The sequence below is a fragment of the Streptomyces sp. NPDC016677 genome, assembly GCF_055562815.1.
In genome coordinates this window covers 103,591-116,299 of record NZ_JBVHEO010000020.1, presented here as the reverse complement: position 1 = coordinate 116,299, position 12,709 = coordinate 103,591, and the positions used below count along the sequence as shown (strand labels likewise).

The 12,709-nt window shown below is 73.0% G+C and carries 12 protein-coding genes; all 12 read left to right on the top strand.

Going from position 1 to position 12,709, the window contains the following annotated elements:
* Positions 1-39: 39 nt before the first annotated feature.
* Positions 40-2,070, top strand: coding sequence for a tetratricopeptide repeat protein (locus tag ACZ3IG_RS33405; RefSeq protein ID WP_467436830.1), 2,031 nt, complete (start codon positions 40-42; stop codon positions 2,068-2,070).
* 133 nt (positions 2,071-2,203) lie between these two features.
* Positions 2,204-3,328 (top strand): alanine dehydrogenase, encoded by a 1,125-nt coding sequence (ald, locus tag ACZ3IG_RS33400; RefSeq protein ID WP_467436803.1) that lies wholly within the window; start codon positions 2,204-2,206, stop codon positions 3,326-3,328.
* A 422-nt stretch (positions 3,329-3,750) separates the two neighbouring features.
* Positions 3,751-4,878 carry a ParA family protein gene (locus ACZ3IG_RS33395; RefSeq protein ID WP_215168121.1) on the top strand — a complete coding sequence of 376 codons (1,128 nt, stop codon included), beginning with the start codon at positions 3,751-3,753 and terminating at the stop codon, positions 4,876-4,878.
* 41 nt (positions 4,879-4,919) lie between these two features.
* On the top strand, positions 4,920-5,441 hold the full coding sequence (locus tag ACZ3IG_RS33390) for a hypothetical protein (RefSeq protein WP_467436802.1): 522 nt from the start codon (positions 4,920-4,922) through the stop codon (positions 5,439-5,441).
* Positions 5,442-5,459: 18 nt separating this feature from the next.
* Positions 5,460-6,593, top strand: coding sequence for a segregation and condensation protein A (locus tag ACZ3IG_RS33385; protein ID WP_467436800.1), 1,134 nt, complete (start codon positions 5,460-5,462; stop codon positions 6,591-6,593).
* A gap of 68 nt (positions 6,594-6,661) precedes the next feature.
* On the top strand, positions 6,662-7,240 hold the full coding sequence (scpB, locus tag ACZ3IG_RS33380) for an SMC-Scp complex subunit ScpB (protein ID WP_467436828.1): 579 nt from the start codon (positions 6,662-6,664) through the stop codon (positions 7,238-7,240).
* Positions 7,240-8,358 (top strand): pseudouridine synthase, encoded by a 1,119-nt coding sequence (locus tag ACZ3IG_RS33375; protein WP_467436799.1) that lies wholly within the window; start codon positions 7,240-7,242, stop codon positions 8,356-8,358. Before scpB ends, ACZ3IG_RS33375 begins: the two co-directional genes overlap by 1 nt.
* 234 nt (positions 8,359-8,592) lie before the next feature.
* Positions 8,593-9,078: a hypothetical protein gene (locus tag ACZ3IG_RS33370; protein ID WP_467436798.1), complete on the top strand. Its 486-nt coding sequence runs from the start codon at positions 8,593-8,595 to the stop codon at positions 9,076-9,078.
* Complete coding sequence (locus tag ACZ3IG_RS33365; RefSeq protein ID WP_467436796.1) at positions 9,075-9,836, top strand: hypothetical protein; 762 nt, start codon at positions 9,075-9,077, stop codon at positions 9,834-9,836. The genes ACZ3IG_RS33370 and ACZ3IG_RS33365 overlap by 4 nt, the downstream gene beginning before the upstream one ends.
* Before the next feature lie 87 nt (positions 9,837-9,923).
* Complete coding sequence (locus ACZ3IG_RS33360) at positions 9,924-10,841, top strand: transporter substrate-binding domain-containing protein (RefSeq protein ID WP_467436795.1); 918 nt, start codon at positions 9,924-9,926, stop codon at positions 10,839-10,841.
* Positions 10,842-10,925: 84 nt separating this feature from the next.
* Positions 10,926-11,666, top strand: coding sequence for an NUDIX hydrolase (locus tag ACZ3IG_RS33355; protein ID WP_467436793.1), 741 nt, complete (start codon positions 10,926-10,928; stop codon positions 11,664-11,666).
* Positions 11,663-12,682: an ADP-ribosylglycohydrolase family protein gene (locus ACZ3IG_RS33350; protein WP_467436792.1), complete on the top strand. Its 1,020-nt coding sequence runs from the start codon at positions 11,663-11,665 to the stop codon at positions 12,680-12,682. Before ACZ3IG_RS33355 ends, ACZ3IG_RS33350 begins: the two co-directional genes overlap by 4 nt.
* The last annotated feature ends 27 nt before the right edge of the window (positions 12,683-12,709 follow it).

Here is a 12,709-nt window from a genome sequence, read left to right as displayed (position 1 = left end):
TCGGAGGGCGCGCGGCCCGGCGGGATGCGGCCGGACGGAATGCGGCCGGACGGCGCGCGGCTGTCGGGCGGCGCTGACGAGGAACCGTGGTTCCTGGGCCGCACCAGGGAGCTGAAGGCGCTGCGCGCGGACATCGCGCGCGCGGGACTGGACACCCTCTCCGGCCGCAAGGCCCCCCGCGCCCGGGTGCTGCTGGTCGCGGGCCGCCCCGGCTCCGGCCGCACCGCCCTCGCCGAGGAGCTCGTCGCCCAGGTCGCCGGCGACTACCCGGACGGCCTGCTGCGGGCCCGGCTCAGCGAACCCGACGGCACCCGGGTGCCCGTCGGCTCCCTCGCCCGGGACCTGCTCACCGCCCTGGGCCGCACCACCCGGCCCGGTGCCGCCGAGGACGACCTCTCCCACGAACTGCGCACCGCCCTCGCCGGGTGCCGCACCCTGCTCCTGCTCGACGACGCCGCCGACGCCGAGCAGGTCGACGCGCTGCTGCCGGACAGCCCCGGCTGCCTGGTCGTCGCCGTCGCCGAGGGCCCGCTCACCGGCATCGCCGACGTCCGCCCCTGCACCCTGGGCGGGCTGGACACCAAGTCCGCCGTGGAACTGCTCCAACGGCGCATCGGCTCGGTACGGATCACCGTCGACCCCCGGGCCGCCGAGTCCCTGGTCGAGGAGTGCCGGGGCCGGCCCGCCGCGCTGGCCCTGGCGGGCGGCTGGCTCGCCGCCCGCCCCAAGGCCGCCGTCGCCGACCTCGCCAAGCAACTGCACGCCGCCGGAACCGACGAGAGCGACCCCGTCGCCCGCGTCTTCCGGCTCGTGCACGCCTCCCTGCCCAGCGCCGCCGCCCGGATGCTGCGGCTGCTCTCCCTCGCCCCGGCCGGCCTGGTCGACCCGCACACCGCCTCCGCCCTGGCCGGCTGCTCGGTCGGCAGCGCCCGCACCACCCTGGACGACTTCGTCGCCCTCGGCCTGCTGCGCCCCCTCGACTCCCCGCTGCCCGAGTACGAGGTCCCCGGCTGCCTGCACCCCCTCCTGGCCGCCCACGCCCGCACCCACGACCGGCCCGCCGAACTCCAGCTGGCCCGCGCCCGCATGCTGGAGCGGACCGTCCGGCTGCTCCAGTCCTGCCGGGCGATCACCGAGACCGACAGCCCGGGAGCCCGCGAGAAACTCCTCGGCATGCCCAGCGCCCTGCGTTTCGCCACCCCCCGGGACGCCGCCGAGTGGCTGCGGCTGCGCCGGCCCGCCCTGCTGGCCTCGGCCCGCCTCGCGGTCGCCGACGGCGAGCTGGACACCCTCGCCCGGCGGCTGATGTCCCAGCTGGTACGGGCCCTGGTGGCGCACACCGGCACCCAGGCGGCCGCCCCCGACCTGTACGGCATCCACCGGCTGGTGCTGGACGTGGCCGTCCGCCGCGAGCTGCCCCGCGAGCAGGCCGCCGCCCTGCTCAACCTCGCCGACCTGGACGCCCGCACCGGCCGCACCACCGAGGCGCTGGTGCGCTACCGGGCCGCGCTGGACGCCGGACGCGAGGCGAACGACCCGTACGCCACCGGCCGCGCGATGGAATCCGTAGGCGGCGCGCACCTGGAGCTGGGCGACTACGACCGGGCCGCCGACTGGTTCGGCCGGGCCCTGGCCCAGCGCCTGGCCCGGGACGAGCGCGCGGACGCCGCCCGGCTCTACGGCCGCATCGCCGCCGCCCACACCTACGCCGGGCGTTACGGCGAGGCCCTGCGCAACTGGCGCGCGGCGGTGGCCGGCCACCGCAGGACCGGCGACGTGGCCGCCCAGGCACGGGCCCTGAGCGAGCTGGCCCGGGTCCAGGAGTACGCCGGGCGCCCCGAGGAGTCGCTCCGGACCTGCCAGGAGGCGGTCGAGTGGGCCCGCCGCGCCGAGGACACCCGGCTCCAGGCGGCCCTGCACCTCAGGCTGGCCGACACGCTGGAGCACCTCGGCGACCCCGCGGCGGCCGGGCTGCACCGCAGCCGGTCCGAGCGGCTGCTGGAGGATGAATCCCAGCCGGAACAAGGAGCTAACACCTACGAAATCCGTAGCACACCCGCCGACGATTGATGCTTTGAAAGGCTAGACAGCGGGAACACCTTCATTAGACTGGCTCTACCGCACGTTCTCCTGCGGTCTCCCCGGTGTGCCCTCGCATGCCCGGGTATGTCTTGTAGTAGCCCCATTCCCTGAGCCAAGGACCGTGATCGACGTGAAGGTCGGCATCCCCCGCGAGGTCAAGAACAACGAGTTCCGGGTGGCCATCACCCCCGCCGGCGTCCACGAGCTGGTGCGCCACGGCCATCAGGTCGTCGTCGAGCGCGGCGCGGGCGTCGGCTCCTCGATCCCGGACGCCGAGTACGTCGCCGCGGGCGCGGAGATACTCGGCACCGCCGACGAGGTCTGGGCCGCCGCGGACCTGCTGCTGAAGGTCAAGGAGCCGGTCGCGGAGGAGTACCACCGCCTGCGCAAGGACCAGACGCTCTTCACCTACCTGCACCTGGCCGCCTCCAAGGAGTGCACGGACGCCCTCATCGAGTCCGGCACCACCGCCATCGCCTACGAGACTGTCGAGCTGCCGGGCCGCGCCCTGCCGCTGCTCGCCCCGATGTCCGAGGTGGCGGGCCGGCTCGCCCCGCAGGTCGGCGCCTACCACCTGATGGCCGCCAACGGGGGCCGCGGCGTGCTGCCCGGCGGCGTCCCCGGCGTACTGGCCGGCAAGGCCGTCGTCATCGGCGGCGGGGTCTCCGGCTGGAACGCGGCGCAGATCGCCATCGGCCTGGGCTTCCACGTGACCCTGCTGGACAAGGACATCAACAAGCTCAAGGAGGCGGACAAGATCTTCGGTACGAAGATCCAGACCGTCGTCTCCAACGCCTTCGAGCTGGAGAAGGCCTGCCTCGACGCCGACCTCGTGATCGGCGCCGTCCTGATCCCCGGAGCCAAGGCGCCGAAGCTGGTCAGCAACGAGCTGGTCTCCCGGATGAAGCCGGGGAGTGTCCTTGTCGACATCGCGATCGACCAGGGCGGCTGCTTCGAGGACTCCCACCCGACCACCCACGCCGAGCCGACCTTCACCGTGCACGACTCGGTCTTCTACTGCGTCGCCAACATGCCCGGCGCGGTGCCCAACACCTCCACCTACGCGCTGACCAACGCCACGCTGCCGTACATCGTCGAACTGGCCGACCGCGGCTGGGTGGAGGCGCTGCGCCGCGACCCCGCGCTGGCCAAGGGGCTCAACACCCATGACGGCAAGGTCGTTTACAAGGAGGTGGCCGAGGCGCACGGCCTGGACCACGTGGAACTGTCCGCCCTGCTCGGCTGACAGGACGCCGCCATCGGGCACGTCGTCATCAGGCAAGTCGTCATCAGGCAAAGGCGACACGTCAACTTCGGTCGTCAATGCCACACACCCGGCCGGACCTTGTCGACAAGGTCCGGCCGGGTGTGTGTATGGTCACTTTGCGATTCTCGTTCAACTCGCCTCGAACGTAACGCTTGAACCCATTCGTACACCGGTGAAACCTGCTGTGCGACGGCCGTACGCCCTTGACAGAGGGGTGTTCCATTGCCGACACATCGGGCCGGGTCCGGCGGATTGTGTTGCTGCGGACCGCCGACACGCCATAGAGTCGCCAATCGTCGGCATGGTGCCACGCTGACCTGTCTAGAAGTTTCCTGGTCACCAAGGAGGTAAGACGACTTGTGAATGAGTCGACATTTACTCCCGGGGGTGGTCAACCAGGAATGCCCGCAGGGCCCGGAGGCCCTGGGCGGTTCGAGGCTGTCGGCTCCGTCGCTGTGCGAACCTTCGCAGCCCACCAGAGTCCGCAGGCAACTCAGACAGCACACCCGAAGATGGATGGCCAACACGTGAACGCCATGGCCGGCGACGGAAGTGGCGCGCCCCGCAACCACTTCGCCGACTACGACGAACTGCCCCAGGGGCACTTCTACGACCCGGACGCCGAGTACGAGCCGGATCCCGAGTACGCGGCCACGCTCGCGCCCGACGCGGCCCGACAGCGCCGTGAGCGCGTCGGCCCGACCGGACGCCCGCTGCCGTACTTCCCGATCCCGGGCCCGCTGACCGACCACGGTCCCGCGAAGATCATCGCGATGTGCAACCAGAAGGGCGGCGTCGGCAAGACGACGTCGACCATCAACCTGGGTGCCGCGCTCGCCGAGTACGGGCGCCGGGTGCTGCTCGTCGACTTCGACCCGCAGGGCGCGCTGTCGGTCGGTCTCGGCGTCAACCCGATGGAGCTCGACCTCACCGTCTACAACCTGCTCATGGAGCGGGGCATGGCGGCCGACGAGGTGCTGCTGAAGACGGCGGTCCCCAACATGGACCTGCTGCCCAGCAACATCGACCTGTCGGCGGCCGAGGTGCAGCTCGTCAGCGAGGTCGCCCGCGAGTCGACCCTCCAGCGCGCGCTGAAGCCGCTGCTGGACGACTACGACTACATCGTCATCGACTGCCAGCCCTCGCTCGGCCTGCTCACGGTCAACGCGCTGACCGCCGCGCACAAGGTGATCGTGCCGCTGGAGTGCGAGTTCTTCGCGCTGCGCGGTGTCGCGCTGCTGACCGAGACGATCGAGAAGGTCCAGGAGCGGCTCAACCCGGACCTGGAGCTGGACGGCATCCTCGCCACGATGTACGACTCGCGCACGGTGCACAGCCGTGAGGTGCTCGCGCGGGTCGTCGAGGCGTTCGACGACCACGTCTACCACACGGTCATCGGACGTACCGTCCGCTTCCCGGAGACCACGGTCGCCGGTGAACCGATCACCACGTACGCCTCCAACTCCGTCGGTGCCGCCGCCTACCGCCAGCTCGCCAGGGAGGTGCTCGCCCGGTGTCACGCCGAGTGAGTCTGCCGGGGGCCGACGAACTCTTCCGTACGACAGGGGGTATGGGGCTTCAGGCGTCCAGCCCCAGGCGCCAGGCGGGCGGCGAGGCCCGGGTGCCGGCGCCGGCCGGATCTCCGGCCGGGGAGAGCGACCCGGCCGCCGCCGAGGACGCGCCGCAGTCGGTGCCCGCGCAGGGCGGTGACGGCCGGGGCGCCGAGCACGTGGCCGCGGACGCGGAGCCGGGACCGAACGGCGAGTCGCACAGCCGGGGCGCGGAACGCTCCGCCCGGCGGGCGGGCCCCGACGGGACGCAGGAAGGTTCTGCCGCGGGCCAGCCCCGCAAGCGCGGCCGGGCCGCCGCGCGCCGCCCCAGCGGGCGCGAGCGGCACGACGAGAAGATCACGGTGTACGTCTCCGCCGAGGAGCTGATGGACCTGGAGCACGCCCGGCTGGTGCTCCGGGGCGAGCACGGACTGGCCGTCGACCGCGGCCGGATCGTCCGCGAGGCGGTCGCCGTGGTCCTCGCCGACCTGGAGACCCGTGGGGACGCCAGCATCCTCGTACGCCGGCTGCGCGGACGGTAGCGGTAGCCTGCGGAGGCCATGACCTCCAACGACGTTCCCCGCGCCGGTGCCTCCGGCGGCCGTCGGCGTGCGCTGGGGCGGGGACCGGGAGCCTCCCCGGCGACCACGCCGCCCGCGCCTGAGCCGACGCGGGACCCGGGCGGGGTCCGGCCGGAGCACGGTGCCGGTTCCGGTCCCGGACCGGACGCCGTACCGCCCGCGAGGGGCGCCGGGCCGGACGACACGGCCGACGTGCCGCAGAGGGCGCAGGGGGCGCCGGGAGCCGGACCGGGTTCCCCGGACGCCGGCCGTTCGGATGCCGGCCGCTCCGCTGCCGACAGCGCGGCCGAGGGCAGCGCCGACGACCGGGTGTTCAAGGTCCGGCTCGCCAACTTCGAGGGCCCCTTCGACCTGCTGCTCCAGCTGATCTCCAAGCACAAGATGGACGTCACCGAGGTAGCCCTGTCCAAGGTGACCGACGAGTTCATGACGCACATCAGGGCGCTGGGGCCCGACGGGGACCTGGACCGGACCACCGAGTTCCTCGTCGTCGCCGCCACCCTGCTCGACCTGAAGGCGGCCCGGCTGCTGCCCGCCGCGGAGGTCGAGGACGAGGCCGACCTGGCGCTCCTGGAGGCCCGCGACCTGCTCTTCGCCCGCCTCCTCCAGTACCGCGCGTACCGGCGGATCGCCGACATCTTCAGCGGGCGCCTGGACGACGAGGCCCGCCGCTACCCCCGTACCGTGGGACTGGAGCCGCACCACGCCGAACTGCTGCCGGACGTCGTCATCAGCATCGGCGCCGAGGGGTTCGCCAAGCTGGCGGTCAAGGCGATGCAGCCCAAGCCGAGACCGCAGGTGTACGTCGAGCACATCCACGCGCCGCTGGTCAGTGTGCGGGAGCAGGCCGGGATCGTCGTCGCCCGGCTGAAAGAGCTGGGCGAGGCCAGTTTCCGGACGCTGACCGCGGACACCGGCGACACCCTGACCGTCGTGGCCCGCTTCCTGGCCCTGCTGGAGCTGTACCGGGAGAAGGCCGTCGCCCTGGACCAGGAGACCGCCCTCGGTGAGCTGCTGGTGCGCTGGACCGGCGGGGACGGGGCCGCCGAAGGGGCCGTGACCGACGAGTTCGACCGGCCGCCCGTGCGGCCGGAGGAGGAGAAGAGCACGTGAGCGACGAAGCCGGCGCGGCGCCGTCCGTCGCGGACCTCGACCTCAAGCCCGCTCTGGAGGCGGTCCTGATGGTCGTCGACGAGCCCGCGACCGAGGAGCACCTGGCGAAGATACTGGGACGGCCGCGGCGCCGGATCGCGGACGCCCTGCGCGAGCTGGCCGACGAGTACACCGCCCAGGGCCGCGGATTCGAGCTGCGGCTGATCGCCGGCGGATGGCGCTTCTACACCCGGCCCGAGTACGCCGCCGCCGTGGAGGGCTTCGTCCTGGACGGCCAGCAGGCCCGGCTGACCCAGGCCGCGCTGGAGACCCTCGCGGTGGTCGCCTACCGCCAGCCCGTCAGCCGCAGCCGGGTCTCCGCCGTGCGCGGCGTGAACTGCGACGGCGTGATGCGCACCCTCCTCCAGCGGGGTCTGGTCGAGGAAGCGGGCACGGAACCCGAAACAGGTGCGATCCTGTACGTGACGACGAACTACTTCCTGGAGCGGATGGGCCTGCGCGGCCTGGACGAGCTGCCGGAGCTGGCGCCCTTCCTCCCCGAGGCGGAGGCGATCGAGGCCGAGACGCTGGAAGGGGTTCCGTCGTTCGATCCGGACGCACCCGATGCGCCGGGTCCCGATGACGCAGACGACCAGACGGACATTTGATGCGAAGCAGCAGCGGCAGGAACAGCAGCGGAAACAACGGCGGGAGCCGTGGTGGCACGAGCGGCGGCCGCGGCGGGAGCGGCGGCGGGCGCGGTAACCACCGCGGCGCCGGCAACAACCGCGACGACAAGCAGGGCAGCGGCCGTCCGAAGAAGCCGCGCCCGGAGGAGCGGCGCTACGACGTGGGCCCCGGCGCCACCCAGGACGGTCCGAAGTCGGGCCGCGGCCCCGCGGCCCGCGGCGGCCCCAAGGGCGGCCCGAAGAAGCCCCAGCAGCGGGGACGCAGCGTCCCGGCGACGTCCCGCGAGTACGAGGCGCGGGCCGAGGAGCGCAACCGCGAGCGGTACGCGGGCAAGAAGGACGTCAAGCTCCCCAAGACCTTCCCCGGCGCCGAGCAGGAGGGCGAGCGGCTGCAGAAGGTCCTCGCCCGCGCGGGCTACGGCTCCCGGCGCTCCTGCGAGGAGCTGATCGAGCAGGCCCGGGTCGAGGTCAACGGCGAGATCGTCCTGGAGCAGGGCAAGCGGGTCGACCCGGAGAAGGACGAGGTCAAGGTCGACGGCCTGACCGTGGCGACCCAGTCGTACCAGTTCTTCTCGCTGAACAAGCCCGCCGGTGTCGTCTCGACGATGGAGGACCCGGAGGGCCGGCAGTGCCTCGGGGACTACGTCACCAACCGCGAGACCCGGCTGTTCCACGTCGGGCGTCTGGACACCGAGACCGAGGGCGTCATCCTGCTCACCAACCACGGTGAGCTGGCACACCGGCTGACCCACCCCAAGTACGGCGTGAAGAAGACCTACCTCGCGCACATCGTCGGGCCGATCCCGCGCGATCTGGGCAAGCAGCTGAAGGACGGCATCCAGCTGGAGGACGGGTACGCGCGCGCGGACCACTTCCGGGTCGTCGAGCAGACCGGCAAGAACTACCTCGTCGAGGTCACCCTGCACGAGGGCCGCAAGCACATCGTGCGCCGCATGCTCGCCGAGGCCGGGTTCCCGGTCGACAAGCTGGTGCGGGTGGCGTTCGGGCCGATCACCCTGGGCGACCAGAAGTCGGGCTGGCTGCGACGGCTGTCCAACACCGAGGTCGGGATGCTGATGAAGGAGGTCGACCTCTAGGCCGCGATGCGGACGACGGGACCCGACCCGGCCGGAGAGGGCCGGGTCCCGCGCGGCTGGGCGGCGGCGGTGACGGTCGTGTGCCACTGGAGTCACCGTAAGATAACCGGTCCCCCACAAGGCGTAGTCGCCCGGTAGTCTGGACCTGTCGAGACGGTCGGGCGTTCGAGCACGGTGAGCCCCTGATCCGGTTCGGCCGGACGGCACGGTTGCATCGAGGACCGGGGGAGTCCTATGTCGGAGTTGCTGACCGCCGCACAGACCATCGCGCCCGTGATCACCACTGCCGCCGCCGGGTTCGCCGGCGCCGTCGTCCAGTCCGCCCAGAACCAGGCGGCGGACGGTGTCGTGCAGCGGGGACGGGCCCTCGTGGGCCGGCTGCTGGAGCGCCGCTCCGGCGAGCCGGCCGACCCCGCGGCCGACGCGGCCGTGGAGCAGATCAGGAACCTGTCCGACGCCGACCGGCTGGCCCTGGACCGGGCCGTCGGCAGATGGCTGGAGGCCAGGCTCGCCGAGCGGCCCGCGGACCTGCGCGCCCTGATCGAGGACGAGGCCAGGGCGCTGCGGCCGTCCAGACACATCCACGCCACCGCACACGTGTCGGGCCCCGGCGCCTTCGGCATCGGGTACGTGGAGAACATGGGCGGCCTGAACATCAGGGACCACCAGGACCACCCACGGGACGAGCCCGGAGAGGAGCCCCGGGAGGACCGGCGGTGAGCGGGAGAGAGCACGACTCCGCGCACGGCCGTGCCGACGTCTCGGGTACCGGTTCCCTCGGCATCGGCAGCGCCAATCAGGTCATCGCGCTGATGCTGGGCGCACCCGAGTGGAAGGTGGGCGCGGGCAAGGTCCAGCGCTGGACCGACTGGCCGCAGTTCTTCCTGGTGTTCCTGCTGGAGGCCGTCGCCCTGTCCCTGGCCCCCGACGCCCCGGCCCGTCAGCTCGGCTGGGTGTACGCCCTGATGGCGGCCGCCTTCTGCCTGTCCCTGAGCCGGGTGGCCGGGCTGGTCCGCGCGGTGGCCCGCCGGAACAAGAAGCGGTGGAGCCGGCTCCAGCCGCTGGTGACCCTCGGCGCGGTCCTGCTCGCGTCCCTCGGCGTCTTCGGCATGGACCACTACGCCGACCACGGCGAGGTGGACGTGACGGGCCTGGTCCGGGTCACGGGCGGGACGTCCGCGGCGGACGGCCGGCGGCTGACGGTCACGGTGGAGAACGAGCCGCGCCGCAGTCACCTGCGGCTCGCCCTGGAACTCACCGACGCCGTGCCGGGGGCGCAGTCCTGCGTGCCGGCCACCACGTACGACGCGAAGCTCGCGGGCAGCTCGGCCCACCGGGTCGAGGACGTACGCGGCGGGGAGACGTTCTCGCTGCCGCTGGGCGGCATCCAGGGCGAGGTCGAGGTGGACCTGGTGCTCCACTCCGACCCGGGGTGCAGCATCCACGCCTCCGTCGCCGAGGCCGCTCTGCACGACTGAGCCGGAACAGCACTCCACGACTGAGCCGGAACAGCACTCCACGACCGACCGGAACAGCACTCCAGGACCGAGGGGACGTGAGGACACGTGAGACGGATCGCGGCCGGGCGGAGAGCGGGGCGGGCACGCGCCGGGCGCCGGGCACGGGGCTGGGCGGCGGCGCTCGCGTGCGCGGCGCTCGTGACGACGGCCTGCTCGGCGGACCAGCACGACGGGACGTTCCTGGGCGTGCGGGAGGTCGACGTGGGCATGCACAAGGACCTGCCCGGCATGTCGCTGCTGGAGAACTACACCTACTCCGGCTTCGACAACGCGCTCTTCCTCGACCTGGAGAAGTGGCTGGAGGACGAGGTGGGCGTCCAGGTCACCCGGAACGCCGACGTACCCTCCGCCGCCCGCATCACCAAGCTCCAGTCGGGCGACGCGGACCTGATCATCGCCTCGTTCTCCGTCACGCCGGACCGGATGGAGGAGATCGACTTCGTCGGCCCGTACCTCACCACCGTCCAGGGCTTCCTGGTCCACGCGGACTCCGGGATCCGCACCCACGACGATCTCGCGGGCAAACGCGTCTGCACCTGGGACGGCACCACCTCCAGGGTCGCGCTGGCCGAGCTGAAGGACACCGTCTCGGTGGGCGGCACGGACGCCGCCGAGTGCGTGGAGAAGCTGCGCGACGACAAGGTGGACGCGGTCTCCACGGACCAGGTGCTGCTGTACGGCTTCGCCCAGCAGGAGACCGGGAAGGGCGGGCTGCACGTGGTGCCCGGCCTGACCGTCGGCGCTCCGCAGCACTACGGGATCGGCCTCGCCAAGGGGCACCGCGACGACTGTCTGGCGCTCGCCGAGTGGCTCAAGGGCTACGTGGGCGGCCGCGAGTGGCAGGGCAACTTCCGCGAGGCGCTGCCGCTGCTGGTGCAGGACCAGCCGGACTGGATCAGTACGCACAAGCCGGAGGACGAACTCATCGACGCGCACTCCTGCGTGGACAAACCCAAGGTCTGAGCCGGGTCGGCCCGGCGGAGGGCTTGTGCGGGACCGCACCCCTCTTTATAGTCGTAGTGACTATTAAGGAGGGGTGGTCGCGTCATGGACGGAGCCGGCGGTCCCGCGGACGCCTACGACAAGCACGCCTACGAGCCCTTCGCCGTCACCGTCGACCTCGCCGTCCTCACGCTCCGCGCGGGCGCGCTGCACGCGCTGCTCGTCGAGCGGGGCCAGGAGCCGTACGCCGGCCGCTGGGCGCTGCCCGGCGGTTTCCTGCTGCCCGACGAGTCGGCGGAGACGGCGGCCCGGCGCGAGCTGGCCGAGGAGACCGGCCTCGCGGACGTGACCGGACTCCACCTGGAGCAGCTGCGGACCTACAGCGAACCCGGCCGGGACCCCCGGATGCGGGTCGTCTCCGTCGCCTTCGCCTGTCTGCTGCCCGACCCTCCCGACCCGCACGGCGGCGGCGACGCGGCCGAGGCCCGCTGGGTGCCGTACGACGCGGCGCGCCACCTCGCCTTCGACCACGAGCGCATCCTGGCCGACGCCCGCGAACGGGTCGGCGCCAAGCTGGAGTACACCTGCCTGGCCACCGCCTTCTGCCCGCCCGAGTTCACCCTCGGGGAACTCCAGCGGGTCTACGAGACGGTGTGGGGCACGGCCCTGGACCGCCCCAACTTCCGCCGCAAGGTCCTCGCCACCCCCGGCTTCGTCGAACCGGTCCCCGGCGCCGCGCGGCTGACCGGCGGCCGGGGCAAACCGGCCGCCCTCTACCGCGCGGGCCCGGCCGGCGCCCTCCACCCGCCCCTGCTCCGACCGTCCCGGGAAGGACGCCCCGCATGACCACCACCCTCACCGAGCGCGCCGCCACCGGCGCGCTCACCGGACTCGCCCTCGGGGACGCCCTCGGCTTCCCGACGGAGTTCAGCGACGTGCCGTCGATCCTCGCGAAGTGCGGCCCCTGGCGGGAGATGGCGCTGCCCGCACCCGCGTACGTCACCGACGACACCCAGATGACACTGGCGCTGGCCCGCGGTCTGCGCACGGCGACGGACCGGGGGGTGCTGGAGCCCGAGGGGACGGCCGGGGCCGTCCGCGAGGAGTTCATCGCCTGGAACCGGTCGCCGGAGAACAACCGCGCCCCGGGCACCACCTGCATACGCGCCTGCGAGCTGCTGGAGGACCGCGGGCGGCGCTGGCAGGACGCGAGCCGGATCCACTCCAAGGGCTGCGGCGCCAACATGCGCGTCGCCCCGCTCGGGCTCCTTCCCGGGCTGAGCGACGAACAGCGCGCGGGCGCCGCCCAGTTGCAGGCCGCGCTCACCCACGGGCACCCCACCGCGCTCGCCGCCTCCGACCTCACCGCGCACGCCGTACGGCTGCTCGCCACGGGCGCCGAGCCGACCGGACTGGTCGGGCTGCTGCGGTCGTACGCCCTGCACCAGCGCACCCGGTACCACGAGCGCTGGCTCGGGGACCTGTGGACCCGGGCCGACGACGCCGGGCCGCAGGAGTTCATCGCGCGGGGCTGGGACGAGTGCCTGGCCGCCCTCGACCGGCTGCGCGGCGCCGTGCGTACCGTCTCGCCGGAGACCGACCCGTGCCTGGCCACCGGCGCCGGCTGGATCGCGGAGGAGGCCCTCGCCACCGGGCTGCTGTGCTTCCTGCTCTTCCCCGGCGACCCGCTGACGGCCCTGCGCCGCGCCGCCTGCAGCTCCGGCGACTCCGACTCGATCGCCTGCCTCGCGGGCGCCTTCGCCGGAGCCCACCTGGGCGCCGGGGCCTGGCCGCAGGAGTGGGCCGACCGGATCGAGTACCGGTCCGACCTGGTGGCGTTCGGGGCGCTCTGGGACGCCTGAGCCACACCGGCTGCGGCGGCCGGGGCA